This window comes from Lebetimonas natsushimae (assembly GCF_002335445.1).
GTDB lineage: Bacteria > Campylobacterota > Campylobacteria > Campylobacterales > Nautiliaceae > Lebetimonas > Lebetimonas natsushimae.
In genome coordinates this window covers 14164-40418 of sequence record NZ_BDME01000006.1, presented here as the reverse complement: position 1 = coordinate 40418, position 26255 = coordinate 14164, and the positions used below count along the sequence as shown (strand labels likewise).

The 26255-nt window shown below is 32.3% G+C and carries 28 protein-coding genes; 12 read left to right on the top strand and 16 right to left on the bottom strand.

The features are described 5' to 3' along the window. Positions 1 to 38: 38 nt before the first annotated feature. The 5 genes from LNAT_RS07230 to fliW are packed head-to-tail and all read right to left on the bottom strand — an operon-like array spanning position 39 to position 3211. Entirely contained in the window at positions 39 to 452 is a 414-nt protein-coding gene (locus LNAT_RS07230) for a hypothetical protein (protein WP_096259880.1), read from the bottom strand. Next, positions 449 to 1438, bottom strand: a complete 990-nt coding sequence (locus tag LNAT_RS07225) for a prepilin-type N-terminal cleavage/methylation domain-containing protein (RefSeq protein ID WP_096259878.1) — start codon at positions 1436 to 1438, stop codon at positions 449 to 451. Before LNAT_RS07225 ends, LNAT_RS07230 begins: the two co-directional genes overlap by 4 nt. Then, positions 1435 to 2106: a type II secretion system protein gene (locus LNAT_RS07220; RefSeq protein WP_096259876.1), complete on the bottom strand. Its 672-nt coding sequence runs from the start codon at positions 2104 to 2106 to the stop codon at positions 1435 to 1437. Before LNAT_RS07220 ends, LNAT_RS07225 begins: the two co-directional genes overlap by 4 nt. Continuing rightward, positions 2084 to 2836, bottom strand: a complete 753-nt coding sequence (proC, locus tag LNAT_RS07215) for a pyrroline-5-carboxylate reductase (protein ID WP_096259874.1) — start codon at positions 2834 to 2836, stop codon at positions 2084 to 2086. Before proC ends, LNAT_RS07220 begins: the two co-directional genes overlap by 23 nt. Continuing rightward, positions 2837 to 3211 (bottom strand): flagellar assembly protein FliW, encoded by a 375-nt coding sequence (gene fliW, locus LNAT_RS07210; RefSeq protein ID WP_096259872.1) that lies wholly within the window; start codon positions 3209 to 3211, stop codon positions 2837 to 2839. It abuts the gene before it with no gap. A 387-nt stretch (positions 3212 to 3598) separates the two neighbouring features. Here fliW and LNAT_RS07205 point away from each other — a divergent pair, with 387 nt between their 5' ends. The 8 genes from LNAT_RS07205 to cysE are packed head-to-tail and all read left to right on the top strand — an operon-like array spanning position 3599 to position 11974. Beyond that, positions 3599 to 6172, top strand: a complete 2574-nt coding sequence (locus LNAT_RS07205; protein ID WP_096259870.1) for a valine--tRNA ligase — start codon at positions 3599 to 3601, stop codon at positions 6170 to 6172. Continuing rightward, on the top strand, positions 6165 to 6785 hold the full coding sequence (bamD, locus tag LNAT_RS07200; protein ID WP_096259868.1) for an outer membrane protein assembly factor BamD: 621 nt from the start codon (positions 6165 to 6167) through the stop codon (positions 6783 to 6785). Before LNAT_RS07205 ends, bamD begins: the two co-directional genes overlap by 8 nt. 8 nt (positions 6786 to 6793) lie before the next feature. Then, the gene (gene lon / locus LNAT_RS07195; RefSeq protein ID WP_096259866.1) at positions 6794 to 9115 is read left to right on the top strand and encodes an endopeptidase La; all 2322 of its coding nucleotides are present in this window, start codon (positions 6794 to 6796) and stop codon (positions 9113 to 9115) included. 13 nt (positions 9116 to 9128) lie between these two features. Next, positions 9129 to 9731 (top strand): flagellar basal body P-ring formation chaperone FlgA, encoded by a 603-nt coding sequence (flgA, locus tag LNAT_RS07190; RefSeq protein WP_096259864.1) that lies wholly within the window; start codon positions 9129 to 9131, stop codon positions 9729 to 9731. Further along, the gene (locus LNAT_RS07185; RefSeq protein WP_096259862.1) at positions 9728 to 10246 is read left to right on the top strand and encodes a UbiX family flavin prenyltransferase; all 519 of its coding nucleotides are present in this window, start codon (positions 9728 to 9730) and stop codon (positions 10244 to 10246) included. The genes flgA and LNAT_RS07185 overlap by 4 nt, the downstream gene beginning before the upstream one ends. A gap of 3 nt (positions 10247 to 10249) precedes the next feature. Then, the gene (gene coaD, locus LNAT_RS07180) at positions 10250 to 10723 is read left to right on the top strand and encodes a pantetheine-phosphate adenylyltransferase (RefSeq protein ID WP_096259860.1); all 474 of its coding nucleotides are present in this window, start codon (positions 10250 to 10252) and stop codon (positions 10721 to 10723) included. Further along, positions 10714 to 11289: a dTMP kinase gene (gene tmk / locus LNAT_RS07175; RefSeq protein WP_096259858.1), complete on the top strand. Its 576-nt coding sequence runs from the start codon at positions 10714 to 10716 to the stop codon at positions 11287 to 11289. The genes coaD and tmk overlap by 10 nt, the downstream gene beginning before the upstream one ends. Then, positions 11273 to 11974 (top strand): serine O-acetyltransferase, encoded by a 702-nt coding sequence (cysE, locus tag LNAT_RS07170; protein WP_096259856.1) that lies wholly within the window; start codon positions 11273 to 11275, stop codon positions 11972 to 11974. Before tmk ends, cysE begins: the two co-directional genes overlap by 17 nt. Here the strand turns inward: cysE and ppk2 are convergent, their stop codons facing one another. Next, positions 11975 to 12883: a polyphosphate kinase 2 gene (gene ppk2 / locus LNAT_RS07165; protein ID WP_096259854.1), complete on the bottom strand. Its 909-nt coding sequence runs from the start codon at positions 12881 to 12883 to the stop codon at positions 11975 to 11977. 79 nt (positions 12884 to 12962) lie between these two features. Between ppk2 and LNAT_RS07160 the strand changes: the two genes are divergently transcribed. The 3 genes from LNAT_RS07160 to LNAT_RS07150 are packed head-to-tail and all read left to right on the top strand — an operon-like array spanning position 12963 to position 15296. Then, positions 12963 to 14129: a pyridoxal phosphate-dependent aminotransferase gene (locus LNAT_RS07160; protein ID WP_096259853.1), complete on the top strand. Its 1167-nt coding sequence runs from the start codon at positions 12963 to 12965 to the stop codon at positions 14127 to 14129. After that, positions 14126 to 14407 carry a Dabb family protein gene (locus tag LNAT_RS07155; protein WP_096259851.1) on the top strand — a complete coding sequence of 94 codons (282 nt, stop codon included), beginning with the start codon at positions 14126 to 14128 and terminating at the stop codon, positions 14405 to 14407. Before LNAT_RS07160 ends, LNAT_RS07155 begins: the two co-directional genes overlap by 4 nt. Beyond that, complete coding sequence (locus LNAT_RS07150; RefSeq protein WP_096259849.1) at positions 14397 to 15296, top strand: nucleotidyl cyclase domain-containing protein; 900 nt, start codon at positions 14397 to 14399, stop codon at positions 15294 to 15296. Before LNAT_RS07155 ends, LNAT_RS07150 begins: the two co-directional genes overlap by 11 nt. Here the strand turns inward: LNAT_RS07150 and LNAT_RS07145 are convergent. From LNAT_RS07145 to LNAT_RS07130, 4 genes are read right to left on the bottom strand one after another with little or no spacing between them, the layout of a single operon-like run. After that, entirely contained in the window at positions 15289 to 15864 is a 576-nt protein-coding gene (locus LNAT_RS07145) for a DedA family protein (protein ID WP_096259847.1), read from the bottom strand. The genes LNAT_RS07150 and LNAT_RS07145 overlap by 8 nt on opposite strands. 9 nt (positions 15865 to 15873) lie before the next feature. After that, positions 15874 to 16629, bottom strand: a complete 756-nt coding sequence (xth, locus tag LNAT_RS07140) for an exodeoxyribonuclease III (RefSeq protein ID WP_096259845.1) — start codon at positions 16627 to 16629, stop codon at positions 15874 to 15876. A 39-nt stretch (positions 16630 to 16668) separates the two neighbouring features. Further along, positions 16669 to 18051, bottom strand: coding sequence for an FAD-binding oxidoreductase (locus LNAT_RS07135; protein ID WP_096259843.1), 1383 nt, complete (start codon positions 18049 to 18051; stop codon positions 16669 to 16671). 1 nt (position 18052) lies between these two features. Continuing rightward, the gene (locus LNAT_RS07130; RefSeq protein WP_096259841.1) at positions 18053 to 18724 is read right to left on the bottom strand and encodes a plasminogen-binding N-terminal domain-containing protein; all 672 of its coding nucleotides are present in this window, start codon (positions 18722 to 18724) and stop codon (positions 18053 to 18055) included. Between the two features lie 42 nt (positions 18725 to 18766). Between LNAT_RS07130 and LNAT_RS07125 the strand changes: the two genes are divergently transcribed. Next, on the top strand, positions 18767 to 20326 hold the full coding sequence (locus LNAT_RS07125; protein WP_096259839.1) for an L-aspartate oxidase: 1560 nt from the start codon (positions 18767 to 18769) through the stop codon (positions 20324 to 20326). 4 nt (positions 20327 to 20330) lie between these two features. Here LNAT_RS07125 and LNAT_RS07120 read toward each other — a convergent pair whose 3' ends face one another. From LNAT_RS07120 to LNAT_RS07095, 6 genes are all read right to left on the bottom strand, one after another. Then, complete coding sequence (locus tag LNAT_RS07120; protein WP_096259836.1) at positions 20331 to 21296, bottom strand: iron-sulfur cluster assembly scaffold protein; 966 nt, start codon at positions 21294 to 21296, stop codon at positions 20331 to 20333. Between the two features lie 74 nt (positions 21297 to 21370). After that, complete coding sequence (locus LNAT_RS07115) at positions 21371 to 22546, bottom strand: cysteine desulfurase family protein (protein ID WP_096259834.1); 1176 nt, start codon at positions 22544 to 22546, stop codon at positions 21371 to 21373. 88 nt (positions 22547 to 22634) lie between these two features. Continuing rightward, on the bottom strand, positions 22635 to 23084 hold the full coding sequence (locus LNAT_RS07110; protein ID WP_096259832.1) for a macro domain-containing protein: 450 nt from the start codon (positions 23082 to 23084) through the stop codon (positions 22635 to 22637). Continuing rightward, positions 23077 to 24072, bottom strand: coding sequence for a UDP-3-O-(3-hydroxymyristoyl)glucosamine N-acyltransferase (gene lpxD, locus LNAT_RS07105; protein WP_096259830.1), 996 nt, complete (start codon positions 24070 to 24072; stop codon positions 23077 to 23079). The genes LNAT_RS07110 and lpxD overlap by 8 nt, the downstream gene beginning before the upstream one ends. 5 nt (positions 24073 to 24077) lie before the next feature. Next, entirely contained in the window at positions 24078 to 24551 is a 474-nt protein-coding gene (gene ilvN, locus LNAT_RS07100) for an acetolactate synthase small subunit (RefSeq protein WP_096259827.1), read from the bottom strand. Further along, complete coding sequence (locus tag LNAT_RS07095; RefSeq protein WP_096259824.1) at positions 24548 to 26245, bottom strand: acetolactate synthase large subunit; 1698 nt, start codon at positions 26243 to 26245, stop codon at positions 24548 to 24550. Before LNAT_RS07095 ends, ilvN begins: the two co-directional genes overlap by 4 nt. Positions 26246 to 26255 lie beyond the last annotated feature (10 nt).

The following is a 26255-nucleotide window of genomic DNA, read 5'->3' as shown; positions in this document are numbered from 1 at the left end:
CTCCTTTTATTCAAATTTAATTAGGAATTATAACAAAATTATGGATTTTGAAGTGTAAATCTTACTTTTCTTATATGAAATTTCGGATTTTTTGAAGTTACAGTTACATAAATTAATGCACTTCCGTTTGTATCGGCCGTATCAATTTTTGAACAGTTACACTCAGAGGTATTACAGTCTGTAAAAAAATAATAATATGTAATATTTATATCAAAAAAAGAATCCCCCGTTATATTTGTATGTTTTAAACAATTATTTTTATAATCATGCCCATGCATTGCAAGTATAGCGTATTCAGTTGCGGCTCTGCTTAATAATTCCGCTCTTGTATTTAAAGCAACATTACTTGTGTGTCTGTTTGTTGAACTTGCAAATTCTAAACTCATAACACCTATTACAGCAACAAATATAACAAAAAGCAATGTAATAAGAAGTGAAAAAGATTTTCTCAAAATACCACCTTTTCTTTACATAAAGTCAAATTATATTCCTTTAATTTTTTATTTTCAGAAGTTAAGCATAAATAAATCCTAAGAAGTCCGTTTTCCTCTTTAAATTTAAACTTAGTAACATGAGTGGCGATAACCGAACTGTTTCCTTCTGAATAATTACCATCTAATCCGTCATAGTGATGTTTACCTTTCCAAGGATAATAATTAAATCTCAATGTTAAATTGTAGTCATCCCCGCTTTTTACAGGAACTAATGCCATAGCTGTATTTGCAATATAATACCCCTCATATATAGTAGTGGAATCTGATTTGTCTATTGCATCTACCGTCAAATTTATATCATTATTTTTTTGAATTGAAAAAACCCTTGTCGCATTATGCTCATACCAGCCGTAAGAATCATTTATATCACTAAAATCCCCTCTTCCATCAGCCCCACTGAAAATTAAAACATCTAATTTATTGTTAAATACATCATTACTGCCATTAATTCCCCATGCGTCAGCCCAGTTTCCGTCAATAGCCTGAACAATGGAAAAATTACTATCAGGTGTTTCAATTTCATATTTGTCATTTCCGTAAATAACTGTTTTTTTCAAATCTACAAATCCGCTCCAGCCGGGTTGAACTCTTTTCAAGTTTGTATTCCACATGCCTCTTTTTGAATAAATAGAATAATTAATCCATTCCAAAACATTATAATAATTACTGTTTAATGGCGTTATTCTAGAAACTGAAATAAAATCACCGTTTGAATTTCCGTTATTATCGCAATGTGAAGCAATAACACTGTTTTTAATTCTTGTCTTCAGTTTTGCAGCAATAGTATTTAAAACCAAATCTGTCTTAAAAGCCAGTTTATTCATCTCTTTTTGCATTACATAATTATTTGCAAGTTTTTGCAGTATTTCTATACTGATAGTTCCCAGTATTCCTAAAATAACTATTACAATAATCAGTTCGAGTAAGGTAAAAGATTTTTTCATCTGCTTAAATCCTCTAATGATAAAAATTTACTGGCTCCAATATTACAAGTAGGATAATAAAGTGTTACATTGCCGTCTTTTGATTTACTTGAAATTTTTATAAGTTTTATATTTGTATGATTAATAGTTGTATTATAATCATAGTTATAACTGAAATTAATGTCTTCAGCAGAATAATTTGTATCATCCTTTATATAATAAACACTGACAGTTAAATTAACCCCGTTTATCACCTGAGAATATCCATCAAAATCATCTATATCATCATAAGTATTTATATTGTTTTCGCCTGCATCAAGTCCGATATTTGAAACATCGTCACCACTCCCACTTCTTAATTCGTTATTGTTAAATTCTTTTTTACCTATTCTTGCATATTTGGAATACGGAGTATAATAATTTATTAAAAGTTCACTGTCACCGTTACTTGCATTTAAATCTTTATAAAAGTTATCTCCCTCAGTATTTTTTTCATCAAAATAATATTGCAAAATCATAGATATTAAACTTGTTTCATTTAAAATAATTTCTTCTTTTGTGACATTTTTTGCAGTTTGTGTTACATTTTGGAGAATCATGGGAAAAGTAGCTGCAATTATTCCCAAAACTACAATAGAAATAACAATTTCAAATAAAGAAAATGCTTTAGAGTTTTTTAGATTTTTCATATGTTTTCTTTATTACCTTTAATATAGTTCCTCTTGCTTTATTGTCTTCCATCTCCAGTATACCTTCGGCTGTAGTGCCTTTTGGAGACATTACTTTATCCTTAATTTCACTAAAATTCATATCTATTTTACTAAAACTTTTAAAAAGTCCTTTTGTTAATTTATTTGCAATTTCTCTTTTTAAACCAATATATACACCTCCGTCACTTACAGCTTCTGCAATTATAGCCAAAAATGCCGGACCACTTCCAATAATTGCAGTTGCCATATCTATTTCATCGTCATTTTCAACCCATACAACATCTCCGATGTATGAAAATATCTCCTCAGCTCTTTTTTTAACTTCAACATCTCCTGTAACGGCTGTGGTAGAGGCAGAAAAAGCAGCGGCAATATTCGGCATTGCCCTTATATAAAATTTGGCTTTGATGTATTTTTCAATTTCAGTCAGACTTTTTCCAGCCAAAATGGAATAAAGGGTATTTGCCACCCCTTTTATTCTCATGGAAATTTCGGTAAGCGCATAAGGCTTTACAGCTAAAATTATTTCTTTATCAGTTATATCAAAACCGTCAAGTAAAAATGTTTTTACATTAAATTCTTTTTCAATATTTTTTAATTTTTCTTCATTTCTTCCAACAACCCCGACATTTTCCATATCCCATTTTCCATTTTTAAGTCCTCTAAGAATAGCTTTTGCCATTTCCCCATAACCTACAATATAAAGCATCTATTTTCCCTTTACATAATTACTTAGAGGATCGGTTAAAGAATAAGGGTATTTATCTAATACAACCTGCCCCATTATTTTTTTATCATTATTAAATATAAGAGGCGCCGCAAAATTTACAGTAGATTCAATAAAAGGTTTATTGATAATCATTATGTTTAAAACAAAATAATTGCTTTTTTCATTTAATTTAAGTTTTTTCTGGGATTCTTCGTCAATTTCAAACACATAATCGTTCCTCACAATTGCAGGATTTATTAATGTAAAAGAAACATCACCGCTTTTCAATTTATAAAAATTCGGCTCAATTTCTTCCAAATCAAATTCTTCAATATTCTCAAATCCTAAAATGGGCAAAACAACTTTATACTTCATCTATATCCTTTTTAAACTTTATAGCAATAATTATACCTAAATCAAATGAAAAATGAAAAATTTAAAATGTAAAATAAAAAATTAAATATACGATACATTCATTTTTAATTTTTAACTTTTTACTTTTAATTGGCACTGACTAAATGTATATAATTTTAAAAACAAAGATAAAAATATTACAGCTTCGAGCTTCATTTTGCTATGCAACACTCAAATTTTGCTAAAAATTGCAAACACAAGCGCCCTAAGGGCTTTGTGCAATTTTTTAAACGCAAAATTTTTGTTAAATTTAAAAGCGTGTAATATTTTTACTTTTCCGTTATTTAGTCAGTACCTTTTAATTTTTCACTTAAAATATGTGTTATAATTCCGTAAAAAAGGATTAAAGTGAGAGAATACAATCCTCGTGAATTTGAAAAAGAAACTTATAAAATTTGGGAAGAAAACAGATTTTTTGAGGTTGATTATTCCAAACCCAAAAATTTCTGTATTATGATGCCACCCCCTAATGTAACAGGAAGTCTTCATATAGGACACGCTTTAACTTTTACACTTCAGGATATAATCGTCAGATACAAAAGAATGGACGGATATGCCACTCTTTGGCAGCCGGGAACCGATCATGCTGGAATTGCAACACAGAATGTTGTGGAAAAACAGATTTTAGCAGAAGGTAAAACAAAAGAGGAAATTGGACGCGAAGAATTTTTAAAAAGAGTCTGGGAATGGAAAAAATTCAGCGGAGGGACTATTACAACCCAGCTAAGACGCTTAGGTGCTTCTCCTGCATGGTCTCGCGAGAGATTTACCATGGATGAAGGGCTTCAAAGAGCTGTGAGGGTTGCATTTAAAAAACTTTATGACGAGGGATTAATTGTAAAAGGCAATTATATGGTTAACTGGTGTCCAAAAGACGGGGCACTTAGTGATATTGAAGTAGAATATGAAACTCATGAGGGTGAACTTGTTTATATAAAATATCCGATTGTCGACAGTGACGAATATATTGTGGTAGCTACTACAAGACCTGAGACATATTTTGGAGATACCGCCGTTATGGTAAATCCTGAAGATGAAAGATATAAACATTTGATAGGGAAAAAAGTGAGACTTCCTTTAATTAATAGGGAAATTCCAATTATTGCAGATGAATACGTAGACAAAGAGTTTGGTACAGGTGCCGTTAAGGTAACACCGGCCCATGACCCAAACGATTATGAAGTTGGACTTAGACACAATCTGGATTTAATTAAAGTATTTGATGAAAAAGGTATTTTGAACGAAAATGCCGGAGAATTTGCAGGGCTTGATAGACTTGAAGCAAGAAAAAAAATAGTTGAAAAACTTGAGAGTGCTGGCTTTGTTGAAAAAAAAGAAAAACATATTCACCAGGTAGGACACTGCTACAGATGCAAAAGTATAATTGAACCGTATGTTTCAACCCAATGGTTTTTGAAAAAAGAAGTTGCCATTCCTGCAATTGAAGCTGCAAACAGAGGTGAAGTCAAATTTCACCCGCCTCAATGGAAAAACAATTATGACGCCTGGATGAGAGATCTAAGAGACTGGTGTATTTCAAGACAGCTCTGGTGGGGACACCAAATTCCGGTTTATTACTGCAACGATTGCGGAAATGAATGGGCAAGCGTTGAAGAACCTAGTGAATGTCCAAAATGCCACTCAAAAAATTTCCATCAAGACCCAGATGTGCTTGATACATGGTTCAGCTCCGCCCTTTGGCCGTTTTCCACACTCGGATGGGAAAATGGAGAATGGGGAAAAGGAATTAAATGGCAGCCTGAAGATTTAAAGAGATTTTATCCGAATAATCTTTTAATTACAGGATTTGACATTTTATTCTTCTGGGTTGCAAGAATGATGATGATGGGTGTTCATTTCCTAAAAGAGGTACCATTCAGGGATGTATATCTTCACGCGTTAGTCAGAGATGAAAACGGTCAAAAAATGAGTAAATCAAAAGGTAATGTAATTGACCCTCTTGAAATGATAGATAAATATTCAGCTGATGTTATGAGGTTTACACTCGCAATCTTAGCAGTTCAGGGAAGAGACATTAGACTCTCAGAAGCAAAAATGATTGAATCTAGAAACTTTACAAACAAACTTTACAATGCGGCTAGATTTTTAACTATGCATCAAGAAACTTTTGAAGATTTAGAAAACACTCCTATTAAAACTGAACTTGGAAAATGGATGCTTTATAAATTCAATGAAGCAGTAAAAAATGTAAGAAAAGAGCTTGACGAATACAGATTTAACGATGCGGCAATGACACTTTACAGATATTTATGGCAGGATTTCTGCGACTGGGGAATAGAACTTAGTAAAGTTTCAAAAGATTCAATTCCAGAACTCGGCGCAATTTTCAAAGAATCCCTAAAATTATTACATCCGTTTATGCCGTTTATTACTGAATTTTTATATCAAGAACTCAGCAATACAACGGTAAAAGAAAATACAATTATGCTAAAAGAATTTCCAAAAGCAAAAGTTGTAGAAAAACCGGCAAACTTTGATTTAATTATTGAAGCTATTGTAAGTATCAGAAGAATAAAAGCTCTGACCCAGACAAATATCAAAAAAGCATATGTATTGGCTAATCTGCCTGAAATGGCAAAAGACTATATTAAAAAACTTGCAAAAATAGAAGAAGTTGAATTCATAGATAAACCTATTGAAAATGCAATCAGGGATATAAGTGACAATCTTGAAACAATGGTAAGCAAAGAAGAAATTGATATTAAACCTATTGTTGATAGACTCACAAAACAAAAAGAAAAATTAAATAAAGAAATAGAGAAACTAAATAAAAAACTTTCAAATAAAAACTTTTTGGAAAAAGCTCCAAAAGAAGTAGTAGAGAAAAATCAAAAAGAATTAGATGAATTAAATGAAAAATATAAAAAAATCGAAGAAGAACTAAGGAAATTAAATGCTTAAAAAAACACTACTTTTACTTCCCTTTTTATTTTTAGCATGTTCTAACAAAAATGTTGTCCATTATGAAAATTTAACTGCACTTAAATGGCATAACAGAATAGCAAAAGATGTAAAATCCAATAACTTAGACCAGGCAGATGATGATTTTCTTTCACTTGAGGCTGAACATCCTGCATCACCGTACATAAAAACAGATTTAATTATTTTAGCCTTAGCTCACGCTAATATTGGAGAATTTAAAGTAGCAAAATTTTACTTAAACCAGTATGAAAAAAGATTTGCTTCCAGCAAAGAAATCCCGTGGCTCGAATATGAAAAAATTAAATTTGATTTTATAAAATACAACAATCCTTATACTAATCAAAAAGATTTGTTGGATTTAATTGATAATTGTAAAAAATATTTAAAATATTATCCAAATTCACAGTTTAAATATGAAGTAAACACCATATTAGCAAAAGCTGAATTGACAAAAAAATATTTAAATGATAAAATATATAAGCTTTATAAAAAATTAGATAAACCCAAAGCTGCAAAAGAATTCAAAACAGACATTCCAAAAAATTCTGAACCGCCTTATGTTCCATGGTATAAAAAAATATTTTATTGGTAAGGAGAAATATGACATTAGAAAATTATGAAAAATTACCTAGTTTATTACCAGTACTTAAAGAAAAAGAATTAATATATCCTTTTATGATAATACCTATTTTTCTTGAACAAAAAGAAGATATTATTGCTATTCAAAAAGCAATAAACGACCATTCTTTAATTTTCGTTTCAATTGACGATGAAGTCGGAACATACGGAACAATAGGGACAATTATTAGAAAAGTAACCCTGCCTGAAGGTAAAATTAAAATTTTGTTTCAGGGTATTACAAGAGGTAAAATTCTTGAAATCCATGACAAAAATCCGACTATTGCATTGGTTGATAAAATAAAACCTACAACTGAAGATGAAAAAGAAATAAATGCCCTGCTTGAAACTTTAAAAGAACACATAATAACTTTAAGTGAAATAAATCCGTTTTTTCCAAAAGATTTTATAAAAATAATAGAAAACAACAAAGATGCAAACAGAGTTATAGACATAATTGCAAGCTCACTTAAGTTGCCTGTTGAAAAAGGATATGAGTTATTCAAAGAAGAAAATACAAAAGAAAGACTTATAAAACTGATTCATTTTATATTGGAAGAAATTGAATCAATTAAAATCAAAAACGAACTTTCAAAAAAAGTAATGGAACAGGTCCAGGAGGTTAACCGGGAACACCTACTCAGACAACAGCTAAAACTGATACAAAAAGAACTTGGAATTAAAAACGAAATAGAAGAAGAAATTAAAGAATATTATGAAAAACTTGAAAAACTAAAATCTTTTATGAGAGAAGATGCATACAAAGAAATAAAAAAACAAATTGACAGACTCTCACGTATGCACCCAGACAGTGCGGAAGCCACCACTACCCAAAATTACATAGAATGGGCTCTTGAAATTCCTTTTGGAAAATATGCAAAAGAAGAATTTTCAATAGATGAACTCCAAAAAAGACTCGATAAAGACCATTACGGCCTTAAAAAACCAAAAGAGAGAATTGTAGAATATTTTGCGGCAAAGGAACTTGCTAAAAAAAGAGGCGAGGAATTTTCTGGAGCTATAATATGTTTTGTAGGGCCTCCGGGTGTCGGTAAAACAAGTTTGGCAAACTCTATTGCAACCTCACTTGATAGAAAACTAGTCAGAATAGCTCTTGGCGGACTTGAAGATGTAAACGAACTAAGAGGTCACAGAAGAACATATATTGGTGCAATGCCAGGCCGCATCGCCCAGGGCCTTATTAATGCGAAACAGATGAACCCTGTAATGGTACTCGATGAAATTGATAAAATTTCCAGATTCAAAGGTGATCCTACGGCAGTATTACTGGAAGTTTTAGACCCGGAACAAAATGCTCATTTCAGGGATCTATATTTAAATTTTGAGCTAGATTTAAGCAAAGTTTTATTCATTGCCACAGCAAACGATCCGAGCACTATTCCTGCTCCTTTGAAAGATAGAATGGAAATGATTTTCGTAGGAAGCTATACTCCTCAGGAAAAATTTGAAATTGCAAAAAGATATTTAATTCCGCAGGAGATGAAAAAACATTCTCTTAAAAAAAGTGAAATATCTATTTCCGATGCAGCGCTTAGAGAAATAATTGACAAATACACAAAAGAAGCGGGGGTTAGGAATCTCAGACGTGTAATTGCAAAAATTATGAGAAAAGCGGCACTGCTTATTCTTGAAGGCAGGGAAAAAGTAAGAGTTACAGTTAAAAATATTAAAGATTTCCTCGATAAAGGATATTACGGCATAGAAGAAGTCAGTAAAAAAGACAGAGTGGGTGTTGTCAACGGACTTGCATGGACCCCGGTCGGAGGAGATGTCTTAAGGGTTGAAGCTGTTAAATACCGTGGAAAAGGCCAGGTAATTATAACAGGTCAATTAGGTGATGTAATGAAAGAATCAGCCCAGATTGCATATACGCTTGTAAAAGTTTTAATTGATACTAAAAAAATCAAAGTTAAAGAAAAAAGTAAAGAACCAATCTATTATAAATACAACATACACATCCATGTCCCGGAAGGTGCAATTCCAAAAGACGGACCAAGTGCAGGAATTACAATGACTACAGCAATTGCAAGCCTGTTTAGTGAAAGAAAAGTAAAAAGCGATATAGCAATGACGGGAGAAATAACTCTAAGCGGCGAAGTTTTGCCAATCGGCGGACTTAAAGAAAAATTAATAGCGGCATATAAAGCTAAAATCAAAAAAGTTTTAATACCTGAAAAAAATTATGAAAGAGACTTGGACGATATTCCGGAAGAAGTGTTAAACGGACTTGAAATAGTACCTGTCAAAACAATTGATGATGTGTTAAAAGAAGCCTTGATTTAATGGATAATTAAAAATGAAAAATGGAAAATGGCTTTTATTATTTCTTCCTTTTTTTCTGTTTGCAGATGCAAAAAACGAATTAATCAAATTTTATAAAAAACATTATCCAAATATAAAAATAATCTCTATTTATACTCAAAAGCCTTTTCCTAAAAAATATAAAAAAATTTCTTTTAAATTTGCAAATTACAAATCTCAAAGCGGGAATTTAATAATTGATAATAAATATTATTTTTACAGAATAAAAGCCAAATTAAAAGTATACACGGCAAACAGGGTAATTAAAAAAAATGAACCTGTTTTTTCAAATGTTTCACAAAAAGAGATAAATTTCAGAAATTTCTACTCCCCGCCCCTTATTAAAATAGATAAAAATCTAATAGCTTCAAAAGTTATTTCAAAAAATGCTGTAATAACCAAAAACAATACAAAAATAAAACCCGATATACTAAAAGGGGACAGTATAAATGTTGTATTTAAAGGCAACGGCATAGAGATATATTCAAAAGGAAAAGCCTTAAATGATGCAAACATAAATGATAAAATAAAAGTTGAAATAAATCACAAAATTTATGAAGGTGTAGTAGATAAAAACAATATTGTGGAGATTAAATGAAAATATTAGTCTGTGTAAGCGGTGCAAGCGGAAGTAATCTTGGAATAAAGCTATACAATTTAATACCCAAAAATTATGAAAAATATCTAATCTTAAGCGAAAACGCAAAAATAGTTTTAGAAAAAGAAGAAAATATATTTTTAAATTCTGATATTTCAGCACCGCCAGCAAGCGGAAGTTTTCAAATAGATATCACGTTTATAGTTCCGTGCAGTATGAATACCCTTGCCAAAATCGCACTAGGAATTGCTGATAATTTAATCACAAGAAGTGCTCAGGTCGCCATTAAAGAAAAAAGAAAACTGATAATTGCCCCACGCGAAATGCCGTTTAGCCCAATTCACCTTGAACACATGACAAATTTATCAAAATTGCAAAATATTTTTATTGCCCCACCTATAATCGCATATTATTCAAACCCAAAAACAATAGAAGATATGGAAAATTTCTTAATTGGAAAATGGTTTGATTTAGCGGGAATCGAACACAATTTATTTAAAAGATGGAAAGGCTGACATATGTATACCAAAGCAATATATCCGGGCACGTTTGACCCTGTTACAAACGGTCACATAGATATAATAAACAGAGCCTGCAAAATGTTTGATAAAATTATAGTAGCAGTTGCTGACAATAAAGACAAAAACACTATGTTTAGTCTTGAAAAAAGAGTTGAATTTATGAAAAAAGCAACGCAAAAATTTGATAAAGTTGAAGTAAAAAGTTTTTCAAGCTTACTTGTTGATTTTGCCAAAAAAGAAAAAGCAAAAATAATTATAAGAGGTTTAAGGGCGGTAAGTGATTTTGAATACGAGCTTCAAATGGGATATGCGAATAAATCGCTTGATAAAGAAATCGATACAATATATTTAATGCCAAATTTGGAAAATGCCTTTATTTCTTCAAGTGTTGTAAGAAGCATTTTGAAATACAGGGGAGATGTGAGTCATTTAGTACCAAAAGAAATAATTAAGGATATTCAATGTATATAGCAATTGAGGGAATAGATACCGCAGGAAAAAGCACACAGATTGAACTTTTACAAAAAGAATTTAAAAATGTACTGTTTATAAAAGAACCCGGTTTTACAGAATTTGGGAAAAAAATAAGAGAAATTATTTTTAATGATGAAATTTCAAAAAAAACAGAACTTTTTTTATTTTTAGCCGACAGAAGTGAAACAATAGAAAAAGTTGTAAAACCTAATTTAGATAAAAATATCATAAGTGACAGAAGCGTAATAAGCGGAATTGCATATGCCATGGAATATTTCGATTTTGATTTACTTGTGAATCTTAATAAATTTGCAACAGACTCTATTTTTCCAAATTTTGTAATTATTTTAAAACTGAATAAAAATACTTTGGAATATAGAATGTCCGGGAAAAATCATGACAATATTGAAAAAAGGGGACTCCGTTATTTGCTTAATATTCAGGATAATATAATTACAACATGCAACAGACTTGAAATCCCATATATTTTAATTGATGCATCAAAACCTATCGATGAAATATATTTCAGAATTAAAAAGGCCATAAGTGAATATATTAAATAAAATCAAAAAAGATTTTTTAGCGGTAAAAACACGAGACCCGGCTTTTAAAAATAATATAGAACTTTTATATGCCTATCCCGGTGTGTGGGCATTAGTATGGTACAGGATTGCAAATGTTATATACAAAAAAGGCTTTAAAAGACTTGCCAGATTTATTATGGCTATAAATCAATTTATTACAAATATGGATATACACCCGGGTGCAACAATAGGAGAAAATGTGTTTATAGACCATGGTATCGGAGTAGTAATAGGTGAAACTTCCATAATTGGAAACAACGTAACTATTTATCAGGGAGTCACACTCGGAGGGGTGAGTCTGAATCCAGGAAAAAGACATCCGACAATTGAAGATGATGTAACAATCGGAGCCGGAGCAAAAATACTTGGAAACATTACAATTGGAAAAGGCAGCAAAATAGGAGCAAATTCTGTTGTGGTAAAAGATGTGCCTCCATACTCTACAGTAGTAGGGATTCCTGGAAAAGTTATAAAAAGAAAAGATTACACACCGCTGGCCCATAACAAACTTCCGGATATTGAAAAAGAACTTTTTGAATATTTAATGGATAGGATAAAAGTGCTGGAAGATGCTGTCATTCATGAAAATAAAAATATAATAGAAAAAGATGAAGAGATAGAAAAAAAATACAGAGATTATTTAGAAGCTCTTAAAAACAGATAATTAATCCAACTGAATATTTTTTCTATGATATCTTTGCACTATATCTGGGTCTGGATGTAAAGACACTTTTGCTTTTTCTTTCCCCTCATAAGGTATTTGTGAGAGTACGTATCTAATGCTTTCAAGTCTTGCAGTTTTTTTATCATTGGAATTGACAATAATCCATGGTGAAAAACTTGTATGCGTTTTTGAAAACATCTCTTCTTTATAGTGTGTAATCTTATCCCAGTATTCCTGGGCTTTTTTATCAACAGGAGACAATTTCCACTGTTTTAGGGGATTTTTCATTCTCTCTTCAAATCTTCTTTTTTGAGTTTCTTTTGAAATAGAAAACCAAAATTTAATTAAAATTATCCCGTCATCTATTAAAGCATTTTCCATTTCAGGAACTTCCCTCATAAATTTTTCATACTGCTCAGGCGTACAAAATCCAAATACAGGCTCAACTATTGCCCTGTTATACCAGCTTCTATCAAAGAACACTATTTCACCTGGATCTGGCAGATGTTTAAAATATCTTTGAAAATAAAACTGCCCTGTTTCTACTTCTGTAGGTTTTGGTAATGCTACAACCCTGTATTTTCTTGGGTTTAAGTGTTCCGCAAATCTTTTAATAGCACCGCCTTTACCGGCAGCATCCCTTCCCTCAAAAATAATCATTACCCTTTTTTTATTTTCAAATACCCAGTTTTGAAGTTTAATAAGTTCTATTTGAAGTTTAATTAACTCTTCTTCATATTCAACAGTTCTGATAACTTTTCTTAACTTTTTCTTTTTAACTAAACCTTTAAGCCCCGATTTGGTTCTAAGTTTTCTAAAAGCATCTTCAACTACATTAATTTTTGTTATTAATTCTGAATTTTTAAGATTTTTTTTAATTTCTTCTAAATTTTGCATTATAGTTTTCATTTCTGTCCCTTTCTATTTAATTTTATTATAACAAAAAAACAGCCTATATTTGTTATAATTTTGATAAAAAAGGTAAAAAATGTTTAGCAGAAGAATTCAAAAATTATCTCCTTCACTTACAATTGCAATATCGCAAAAAGCAAGAGAATTAAAAGCCCAGGGAAGAGATATTTTGTCTTTCAGTGCGGGCGAACCTGATTTTGACACACCTGAAGTTATAAAATATGAAGCGATAAAAGCTATTACCGACGGTTTTACAAAATACACAAATGTCGCGGGAATTCCTGAATTACTGGAAGCAATAAAAATAAAATTAAAAAGAGATAACCATTTAGATTATGATATGGATGAAATAATAGTCAGCAACGGCGCTAAACAGTCTCTTTTTAATATATTTGCAACTATTATAGATGAAGGTGATGAAGTAATAATTCCGGCGCCCTATTGGGTAACTTACCCGGAACTTGTAAAATATCACGGAGGGATACCTGTAATTATTCAGACAGATGAAAAAACAGATTTCAAAATAACACCTGAAATGCTAAAAAAGGCAATTACGCCTAAAACAAAAGCCCTGATGCTAACTAGTCCCAGCAATCCGACAGGAAGCATATATACCAAAAAAGAACTGACGGAACTTTCTAAAGTTTTAAAAGATACAAATATATGGGTTATAAGTGATGAAATGTATGAAAAACTTATATATGAAGGTGAATTTACTGCAACCGCAAGTATCAATGAAGATATGTTACAAAGAACAATTACAGTAAACGGCCTTAGTAAATCTCATGCAATGACAGGCTGGAGATTTGGATACTGTGCCAGTAAAAATAAAGAATTGATTAAAAAAATGATAACACTTCAATCTCAAAGCACTTCAAATATAAATACAATTACTCAAAAAGCTGCAATTCCCGCGCTTCTTGGAAAAGCGGACGGAGATGTGGAAAAAATGGTAAAAGAATTCAAAAGAAGAAGGGATTTTGTATATGAGGCTTTCAATTCAATAGAAGGTTTGAGTGCCGCAAAACCGCATGGAGCTTTTTATATTTTTGTAAATCACAAAAAAATAATAAACGATTCAATGAGTTTTGCACTTGATTTACTAGAGGAAAAAGGAGTTGCAGTGGTACCCGGTCTTGGATTTGGAAGTGAGGGGTATTTCAGATTTTCTTTTGCAACTGATTTTGAAACAATAAATAAAGGAATTAAAAGAATAGAAGAATTTGTAAAAGAGTTACTATGATAAAACATGTAGTAATCTTTAAAACCCAAAAAAACGCCCCTTTAAATGAATTTAAAAAAAGAATAGAAGATTTAAAAATTTATATAAAAGAAATTAAATCCATTGAAGTGGGAATAGACATCAGATTTGATAAGAATCCAAGCGATTTTTGTGTTATTACAAAAGTTGAAAACATTAAGGATTTAGAAATTTACGCGACACATCCAAAACATCTGGAAGTTATTGAATTTATAAAACCTTATATTAAAGAAAGATGCGTGGTAGATTATGAAAAATAGTAAAACTATAATTTATCTTCTTTTTTTTATTTTTTTAATAATAATGGCTAATTCTTTTTTTGTCATATATTTGGTACAAAACAATGAAATTAAAAATGCCTATATCATTAACGAACTTGGACAAATAAGAGGAGGTATACAGAGATACTCTAAATTAAAACTCGCCAATGCCGAAAAAGAAAAAATCAAAAACGTTGAAAAATACATTGAAGACAAAATTAGTGATGTAAAAAGTATATATAAAGAGATAATTCCGAATGAAGCAATGGAATTTTTTAAAAATAATTTTTATGATTTAAACAAAAACTGGAATAAATTAAAAATCACTAAAAATGCAAAACAAATATTCAAATTAAGTGAACAGTCATGGGAAATCGCTGACCCGTTGGTCATTTACATAGCAAAGGCAATGGAAAATAAAACTCAAAAAATACTGTTTTTTATAATTTTAATTTCAATTATTACAGTATTAACAACATTAATTATAATTTTCATTATTTATGATGTAATTAGTAAAAATCTACGCATAAAGACTTTAAAAGACCCAATCACTAAACTTTATAATTTTTATCATTTACATGAAACTTTAGAAACATTACAAAACAGATATCAAAGATATTCAAAAACTTTCGGTTTAATTAAGATTTCTCTTTTTGAAACAGATGAAAAAACGATAAAAGACATTTCTAAAAAATTAAAACATGATATAAGAAGAAGTGATAAAGTTTACTATTCTAAAAATACAATTATAATAATCCTCTTAGAACCTGAAAAAATTAATATCAATGATTATATCAACAGAATTAAATCGCTGATTACAAGCCATACTCAGATTCAAAATATTAAATTTATTATATATAATGGAGAAAAAATAGAAGAATTTATTTAGTTTTTTTCATTTCCCTGATTACATAAATTGTGGCAATCACAATTACGCTTCCCAGTAATATCAGACTTCCAAAAACAGATTCGTTATGAGCTTTTTCCCCTGTACCGAACAGATAACCTATCATAATCAAAAATCCCGTCCAGATTAAATTAGCACTGAATGTAAGGGGTATAAACCAACGAAGAGGCATATGGGAAAGTCCTGCAGGAATGGAAATATACTGTCCAAGCCCGGGAGTCAGGGGTGCTAAAAAAGCGGAAATCTTTCCGTGTTTTTCCCAAAAAATTGTAACTTTTTTTATAATAGGTTTATCTTTTAAAAGTCTGTTTACTAAAAATTTAGCCAAAAAGTAATTAATTAAAGCTCCGCTTAAACTCCCAAGTGCCGCACAGAACCATACCAGCCACAAATCCATATTCCCTTTAGCAGCCAGGTATCCGGCAGGTAATAAAACAAGTTCACTCGGAACCGGTATAAAAGTTCCCACCAAAAGCATATAAAAGTAAATTCCCACATATCCCAAAGTCTGGGCAAAATTTACTAAAAAATTTATAATTTCATTTAACAACTCAAACCTTTAAATATCAAATTCTGCTACAACAGGCACATGGTCCGATGGAGTGGGTTTTCTTTTTCTTCTTATTGCAGTTAATATTTCAACATCTTTAAATTTATCAAATAGAGGTTTTGTTACCAGGATATAATCTAGTCTTAAACCTTCATTTTTATAAACAGCCGCACCTCTGTAGTCATAAAAAGAAAAAACTTTTTCATTTGGATATTTTTTCCTAATAATATCAATAAAACCAATATCAAGAAATTTAGACAAAATTGCCCTTTCTTCCGGCAAATGGGTAACCTCCCCCTCCCAGATTTCTTCATCCCAGACATCAAGCTCAGTGTGGGAAATGTTAAAATCACCGCAGATTAAAATTTTATCTTTTTGTAAATCAAAATTTTTTAAAAACTCGAAAAGTTTATTATAAAAATAGATTTTATATTCAAACCTCTCCCCATAATTGTCACCAAGAGGAGCATAGATATTTATAATATGTATACCGTTTATCAATGCATAAATAAATCTTGCCTCGCTGAGTTCGCCTTCAAATCCCTTTTGATATTTTTCAATTTCAAAAACACTGCATGTTGCAACACCGTTTAATTTTTTCTGCCCGTGAATTATACAATGCATATCGTCAAATTTAGGAAAATTAACTTCTTCCGTTTTAATTTCCTGCATACAGATAATATCGATTTTATATTCATTTATTAAATTTTTAACAATTTCTTCTCTTTGCCTGATAGAATTTACATTAAATGTGCATAACCTCACTTAATATACCTTTTTTTCATTTTCTATTTTCCATTAAATTTAAATTCCCATTTTCCCGGGATTTAATATTCCGTTTGGGTCAAATGCGTTTTTTATTCTTTTAAATAGATTCATTTCAGCCTCACTGAATGCAATTTTCATAAAAGGTGCTTTGCTAAGCCCTATTCCGTGCTCTCCACTCAGTGTTCCGCCCATATCTACAACAAGTTTAAAGATTTCTTCAACAGCCCTGTATCCTTTTTTTACCTCATCTTCATTGTTTCCGTCAACCATTACATTTACATGAATGTTTCCATCACCTGCATGTCCGAAACAAGGAACCGTTAAATTATATTTTTTTCCTATTTCATTAATCCCTTTTAGGGCATCAGGAAGTTTGCTTCTTGGCACTGATATATCCTCATTTATCTTTTTACTTCCATATATTGTAATAGACTGACTGGCGTTTCTTCTTGCAAACCAAATCTCTTTTGATTTTTCCTCTTCCGCAGTGGCAATGAATTCCTTTGCCCCGTTTTCAATAAAAGATTTTTCCAAAATACCTAGCTGATAATTTATTTCTTCCTCAACATTTCCATCAACATCACCGATTAGCAGTGCCCCCGCCCAATCTGGCAGATTAACACCCAGTTTTTCCCTGAGAGCCTTTACAACAAGTGAATCCATAAATTCCATTGCAACAGGCATTGCACCGTCTGCAAGGGATTTATAAACTGCATTCATCGCATCTTCAACATTTTCAAATATACCCATATATGTTTTTTTCATTCTTGGCTTTGGAAGAAGTTTCAGGGTAATTTCAGTAATTACGGCAAGAGACCCTTCACTTGCAATTAAAATATCCCTCACATTATAACCCGCAACATCTTTTATGGTCCTCTTACCGGCCCTTATTATTTCCCCGTTTGGCAAAACAGCTCTTAAACACATCACATAATCACGTGTAAGCCCGTATTTTGCAGCCCTCATTCCACCTGCGTTTTCTGCTACATTCCCGCCGATAGTGGAATAATCCATACTTGCCGGGTCAGGCGGATAAAAAAGACCTCTTTTTTCAACCTCTTTTTGTAAATGAGAATTAATAACTCCTGGCTGTACAACTGCAACCATGTCTTTATCGTTAATTTCTAAAATTTTATTCATATACTTTTCAACCGCTAAGACAATACCACCTTTTACAGGCAGAGCACCACCGGTAAAACCGCTTCCTGCACCCCTTGGGACTATAACAATTTTATTTTCATTACAATATTTTAAGATTTTACTTATTTCTTCTTCATTTTCAGGGAATACAATGGCTTCAGGATAAAAATGTTCTTTTGTGGCATCATAGGAATATGCGCGTAAATGGGCTTTATCTGTTTTTATATCATCTTCACCCACTACATTTTTCAAATATTCAATATGTTTAACATCTATCATTTTATTCCTTTATTAAACTTTTATAATATTCATTAAAGTTTTTTATATCAGATTTAAACAGATTTTTTATTTTTGAAAAAACGCTTTCTCCTGTTGTAAAATCATTATATGTAGTAAAGAATGGTTTAATATATTTATAATTTTTATTTAAAGGATAACTTTTTATAGTATAAAAGCTGTAAGCATCCACTAAATAAATTTTATCCAAAACAAAAACATAAAGTCCAATATCTATTTTTTTCGCAAACATTATAAAATCATTCTTTGTAGGAATTTCTTCTAAAAATGTAGCAAAAATATCCGGTGAAATAAAAATTTTATTTTTAAGAATATCTTTTGTTTTTAAATAACTTTCCTGGTTTGGAGCAATAATCATAACTCTGTTATAGTCTTTTGCCAAAATTATTTTATCCCCGACTTTAGGAAAAACAACTGGCAGTGCAAACGAATCGTTTTTTAAATTATCATAAACATCAAGTTTACCATGAGTACCAAACAATACAGCTTTTGCACAAATAATCCCTTTGTTTTCATATGGACACAACACTATTCCGCTAACACCTTTTTTAACATATTTATCAACCGTAATTTCATTATTTTGAATATCTTTTATTGTAACTTCATACCCCATTAAAGAATATATAAACAAAAACAAGACAAATATTATCCTCATTAAATTCCTTTTTTTGATACAATTATATCAAAAAGGAATTAAATGCAAGTAGATATTTTAGTAATTGGAAGTGGAATTGCTGGAATGATGGCAGCCATTGAAGCAAAAGAGCTTGGCAGCAATGTTGCAATAGTAACCAAAAAATCCCCTATGGCAAACAATTCGTTTATGGCAAAAGGCGGGATCAACGCAGCACTTAATAACATGGGGGACGGAGATTCAATAGAAAACCATATTCAGGACACGTTAAAAAGCGGACTTGGCCTTGCGGAAGAGGAGGCGGTTAGAATATTTTGTGAAAATGCGCCTCAGGTTGTAAGGGATTTATACAGAAAATATAAGGTGCCTTTTACAACATTGCCTGATGGAAGACTTGCCCAACGCCCTTTTGGCGGGACAAAATACAAAAGAACATGTTTTGCGGCAGATGCAACAGGACCTGCCATTATGAAAGCATTGAACAAAACGCTAAAAGAACTTGAAATACAGACCATTACAAATCATTTTGCCCTGAATTTATTAATAAATGATGGTAAAGTAGCAGGAGCTACCTTTTTAGATGAAACTACAGGAGAGCTTAAAATAATTCAAACAAAAGCTATTATTGTAGCGACAGGAGGATATGCAGGGCTTTACAGGGGTTATACCACAAACATAACTGATGCTACTGGTGATGGAGTTGCCATGGGGCTTAGAGCCGGACTTGAGGCAATGGATTTGGAATTTATCCAGTTTCATCCAACTGGTCTTGAAGGTACAAATTATTTAATTTCTGAAGCTGCAAGGGCTGAAGGCGGGAAACTTATAAACAGTGACGGAAAAGAGTTTGTTGACGAACTTAACACAAGGGATTTCGTAACACGTGCCATTGTAAAACAGCTTCAAAGAGGTAAAAAAGTATATCTTGATTTAACAATGGTAGATAAAGAGATTATTAATACAAAACTGATAAACCTTAAAAAAAGGGTAAAATCACTAAAAGGTATAGATATTGCAAAAGAGCCAATTCCGATTAATCCGTTAGCCCACTACACAATGGGCGGAATAAAAACAGACACTTACGGATTCACCTCTATTGAAGGTCTTTTTTATGCCGGAGAAGCGGGAAACAACGGTGTTAATGGAGCAAACAGACTTGGAGGAAATTCTCTTAGTGAAGGTGCGGTATTTGGAAAACTTACAGGTTATGAAGCTGTAAAATATTCTCACAGACAAAAAACATTTGTAGATATTCCAAAAGAAACCGTAGAAAAAGACAAAGAATTAATAGAAAGACTTAGAAACACCAAAATTGACACAAAAAGAGTTAAACACGAAATCGGGGAACTGCTATTCAATAAAGTAGGAATTTTAAGAAACGGATATGCGTTAAAAAAAGCCCTAAACAAATTAAAAGACTTAAAAAACTCCCTAAATGTAAATGATGAAACTGACTCAAATCTTAAAGAAAAATTGGAATGCGTAAACGCTATCGATATTTCAAAAGCCCTAACTAAAGCGGCTCTTTATAGAGAAGAGAGCAGAGGCGCACACTTTAGATTAGACTTCCCGGAACAAGACTTTTCTTTCAACCACCACACAATCACAAAATTAGAGGATTAATCCTCTATACCTGTATTACTTTGATTTTATCAGTATTAAGACTTCTGTTTAATTCATCTTCTATACCCATCAAAGTCATCATACCACTTGCACAACTTGCACATGCCCCGAGATATCTTAAATAAACTTCAAATTTATCTCCGTTTTCTTTTACATCAATAAGTTCCACGCTGCCTCCGTCCATTGCCAGAGCCGGTTTTATTTTTTTATCAAGCACCTCTTCAATGGCTTTTATTTTTTTAACCAGACTCATATCTTCAAATTTTTCGCTGATAGAGCCATTTTGAAGTTTTTCTTTTTTCATCTCTTCCTGAACTTCTTTAATAATATCAACAAGATAAACATCCCTCTCTTCATGTCCACCCGGAGCTACGCAGCTTTTGCAATATTTACCGGCATCTGTGTATTTTTGCAACTCTTCTACAGTTTTTACATTATATTTTCTAACTATTTCTTCAATTTCACCTCTTGTAACCCTTGCACATTCACACACTATTTCATCATTTTTTAGCTTTTTGGCATCCGTACCTTTGTATTTTGCAGCAGCTTCAACTATTACATCATAAGCCATAACAGAGCAGTGCATTTTTTGCGGCGGGAATGCAGGTTTATTGGGTTCATCCCTAAGGGCTTTTTCAACATCCAGATTTGTAATTTTCATAGCTTCATCAACCGTTTTTCCAATGGTAAGCTCTGTCATCATATCAGAAGAGGCAATTGCAGTCCCACATCCAAAAGATTTAAACCTTGCATCAAGTATTTTATCTGTTTTTGGATCTACAAGCCAATAAAGCCTAACACTGTCTCCGCACGCTTCGCTTCCAAAATCGGCAACCACAAGTTTAGCACCTCTTTTTTTAGCATCTTCCTCACTGAATTCGCCCAAATATTTTGGATTATTCATTCTCTCTATTACTTTGTTTGAATACTGTTCCCACACATTTCCTGTTATTAAATCATTTCTTCCCATTATATCTCCTTTAATATTTCACTATTCATTGTTTATTTTTTACTTTTCATTTTTCTATTTTACATTTTCCATTATTACTCACTAGGTTTTACCCTGGCATACGTCATTGATATGCTTCTAAGTCTTTTTACAATTTTCGGTAGTTTTTCTATTACATAATCTATTTCTTCTTCGGTTGTAAAACGGCTTAACGAAAATATTATTCCTGTATGTGCAATTTCCGGGTCCTCTCCAAGTGCTTCAAGCACTTCGCTGCCCTCTAGTCTTTCACTTGAACAGCTGCTCCCGGTTGCCGCATAAATTTTGTTTACATTCAGATCCCAAAGCATTGCTTCACCCTCTATTCCCCTAAATGAAGCAATTACACTGTTTGGAAGGCGGTATTTTTTATCAACATAAGTTTTTGTATCCGGAATTTTAAGAATTGCTTCTTCTAATTTGTCTCTTAATTTTGCCACTCTATTTTGCATTTCATCCAAATATTCATTGGCCAGTTTCAAAGCCTCGGCCATTGCAACCATTCCGTTTAAATATACGCTTCCGCCCCTTTTTCCGCCCATCTGGTTACCTCCGTGAATTAAATTAACATAAGGAGCCCCCTCTCTTACATAAAGTCCCCCAATTCCTTTTGGTCCGTGAAATTTATGGGCTGAAAAAGTAAAATAATCAACTCCGAGCTCTCTTACATTGACTCTTGCCTTTCCTATGGCCTGAGCACCGTCACAGTGAAAAGGAATATTGTATTTTCTTGCAATTTCTCCTATTTCTTTAATCGGCTGAATTGCCCCGCTTTCATTACTTGCAAATAAAACTGAAATTAAAGCCATATCTTCTCTAATGGCATTTTCAAGTTCATCAAGTCTTATTCTTCCGTTTTCATCCGTATAAAGATAAGTAACTTCCATCCCAAGTGTTTTTGCATAAGCACATGTAGCCTTTACTGAACTGTGTTCTGCTATCGTAGTAATAATATGTTTTTTAGGTGAACCTTTTAAAAAAGCATCAATAAATGTTTTAATTACTGTATTGTTTCCCTCTGTTGTAGAAGAAGTAATTATAATATCATCCTCATCACTCGCACCAATTCCGGGATAAATAATATCATAAGCCGCATTCATGGCTTTTCTAGCCTCAATTCCGAGTTCATATATTACATTTACATTTCCAAAAATTTTAGTTGTTTCACAATAAACCTCTTTCACCCTCTCATCCATAGGTGTAGTAGAGTTGTTATCCAAATATACTATCATTTTAGCCCTTTTATTATAAGTTTTTTTAATTATAACAACTCTTAAAAGAAAAAAATTGATATAAATCAAGAAAAAGAAATTTTAGAAATTATCTTATTATAATTTTGAAGTTAGCAGAAGATTTTTGAAAATAAGTTTTCATTATCTCTAATACTTTTCCCTTATCAAGGCCTCCGACACCTGTGCCTAAAAGCGGGGATATAACCAATCCCGCCTTAACTGAATTTATTATATTTTTACAAATTTTTTCTATTCTTTCGTAATCAGGCATTATCTGAACTGCCCCTTTTCTATAATCCATCACCGCTGCATGAATTACGTATTTATACTCCATACATGGATAAACAGTAATAGCAATATCACCGGGATCTAAAAATCCGTGTTTTTCAATATATTTATTCATTTCATCCTGAAGCGGTGGGCACATCTGTCTTAAAACACCGCTTACACCGCTTCCAAGCTGTAAAATAGTATTACTTGGATTTACTACATAATCACCTTCAAAATCCCTTATATCACCTTTTATTATTTCAACCATTATTTTTCTTTAATATTTTTGACAAAATTGCCTGAAGTTTTAACCAGCTTGTATGAGGCATTAGTGGAAATCCGCCATAAACCCCCGGGGTTTTTATAGATTTTGTAACCCCTCCTCTTGCCGCAATTGTTGTAAACGGGGCAATTTCAAGATGTCCGGCAGTTGCACTCTGTCCTCCCATTATTACATTTTGTCCAAGTTTAGAACTGCCTGAAAGGCCTACTTGAGAGACTAAAATAGTATTCTCCCCTATTTCGCAGTTATGTCCAATTTGCACAAGATTATCAATTTTAGAGCCTTTTTTTATTCTAGTCTCTCCAAATACTGCCCTGTCAACCGTGGTGTTTGCCCCTATTTCAACTTCATCTTCAATTACAACTCTTCCTAAATGATAAATTTTTACATGTTTTCCATCTTTGGTATGGGCATATCCAAATCCGTCACTTCCAATTACACTTCCTCCGTGTATTATTACATTTTTACCGATTTTTGTGTCTCTGTAAATTGTGACATTTGGATAAATTACACTTCCCTCATCTATTTCAACATACGGACCTATTACGGTATTTGGCATGACAGTTACATTTTTACCGATTCTTGCACCTTTTCCAATCCTTACACTGCTATCAACTTTTGCACCTTTATTTATCTGATATCCTCCCTCTTCCCAAGGGGAAAAAGCAAAAAGTTTTGTTAATAAAGCCAGTTTTAAATATGGTTCTTCTGTAATTAAAGGAATAACACCTTCTGGCAGTTTAGAAACATCCTCTTTTCTGATTAAAACTGCCGCGGCTTTAGTATGACTTAAAAATTTTTCATATTTTTTATTTTCCAAAAAGCTTATTTCACTTTCTCCTGCATCTTGCAGGGTATTAATTCCGGTTATTTTTTTATCAGTTTTAGGACACTCAATTCCTAAATATTCACAAATCTCTTTAAGAGATATTTCTTTTTTTTCATTTTTCATTTTACATTTTTCATTATCCATTAATATTACCTTTCAATAACACTTACCCCGCTTCTTACAATCTCGATATTATGATATTTAGCCTGCATCGCTTTTAAAAAATTATCAATTCTATCCGGTCTGTCAACCACACTTACTACGATATGCTTATCGTTTACATTGCTGATATGACCATTATAACATCCGGCAATCGCATCAATATCTGCTAAATTATCTTTCACTTCTTTTAATGGAAACTTGACCATTGCCATTTCTTTTTCTATAAAATCATCGCTCTCTATTACTTTGTATACCGGGATTAATTTATAAAGCTGTTTTACTATCTGCTCAAACACTTTAGGGTCACCCTCACTCATTATAGTCATTCTTGAAAATTCGCTTTTTGGAATAGGCGCTACAGTCAAAGATGTAATATTATATCCGCGCGCTGCAAACATATTAACTACTCTTGCCAGCGCTCCGTGTTCATTTTCCAAAATTACTGATATTATTCTTTTCATTTGTCTTCCTTAAATACTAACATATTTTTTAATGGAGAGTTTGGCGGCACCATAGGTAAAACATCTTCTCTTCTGTCAACCTGAACATCAATAAAAGCAACCCTGTTTTGTTTCAATGCATCTTTAAGCGCTTCAATAAATTCGTCTTTTTTACTGACCCTGTAACCTATTCCTCCCATACTTTCAGCTAGCTTTACAAAATCAGGCTGTACGTCGCTTAAATCTGTCTCACTTAGTCTGTCATTATAAAACATAGTTTGCCACTGTCTTACCATTCCAAGATAATTGTTATTTAAGATAATATTGATTACAGGCAAATTATATTTATAACCGGCCAATGTCTCTTGCATATTCATAACAATACTTCCGTCCCCACTGAAATTAACTACAACTCTATCTTTTACACCTCTTTTAGCACCAAGCGCTGCCGGAAAACCAAATCCCATGGTCCCAAGTCCGCCGCTGGTTATTAGCTGCCTTGGATAAGTAAACGGATAAAACTGGGCCGCCCACATCTGATGCTGACCGACATCTGTAGTAATTACAGCGTCTTCAGGCACGATTTCACCAGTTTTTTGAATAACCCACTGAGGTTTTATCACACTGTCATCATCATTATAAGTTAAAGGATAAAGTTCGGCATATCTTTTTAAAATTTCCCTCCACTCTTCATATCTGGCTGGATCGACTCCATCAATTAAATAAGGCATCATATCTTCTAAAACTAATTTTAAATCACCAACTATCGGATATTTTGTTTTTATCACTTTTCCTATTTGACTCGGGTCTATGTCTATATGAATAATATCAGCATTTTTTGCAAATTCATCAATTTTACCTGTTACCCTGTCATCAAATCTGGCACCAAGCGAAATTATCAAATCTGCATCATTCATAGCCATATTTGCCGCGTAGCTTCCGTGCATTCCAACCATTCCAAATAAATATGGGCAGTCATACCTTAAAACACCTCTTGCCATTAATGTTTCAACTGCCGGAATTTGAGTAAGTTTTACAATTTTTCTTATTATTTCGCTAGCACCGCTAAGTACAGCACCACCACCAATATAAAAAACAGGTTTTTTTGCTTTTTTTATTGCCTCAGCTGCCCTTTTAATAGCCCTGGCATTTCCTTTATATGTAGGTTTATAAGTAATTAAATCTATTTTTTCAGGATAATTAAATGTGGTTTTATTAGCTGTCACATCTTTTGGTAAATCAATGTGCACCGGTCCCGGTCTTCCCGAACGAGCAAGATAAAAAGCCTCTTTCATAATAAATGGTAAATCTTTCACATCTTTTACAAGAAAATTGTGTTTTGTAATAGGTCTTGAAATTCCAACAGCATCAACTTCCTGAAATGCATCAGTACCGATTGCAGTAGTCGGTACCTGCCCTGAAATAATTACCATCGGAACAGAATCAGCGTATGCTGTCGCAATTCCTGTTGTTGCATTAGTAATACCTGGGCCACTTGTAACCATTGCAACACCGACTTTTCCAGTAGCTCTTGCATATCCGTCAGCCATATGCACTGCACCCTGTTCGTGCTTTGCAAGTATGTGTTGAAATGCATTTTGTTTATAAATTTCATCATAAACATTCATAATAGCCCCGCCCGGATATCCAAAAACAACCTCAACATTCTCTTTAATCAAACTCTCTATTACTATTTGAGCGCCAGTCATTTTCATTTAAAGCCTT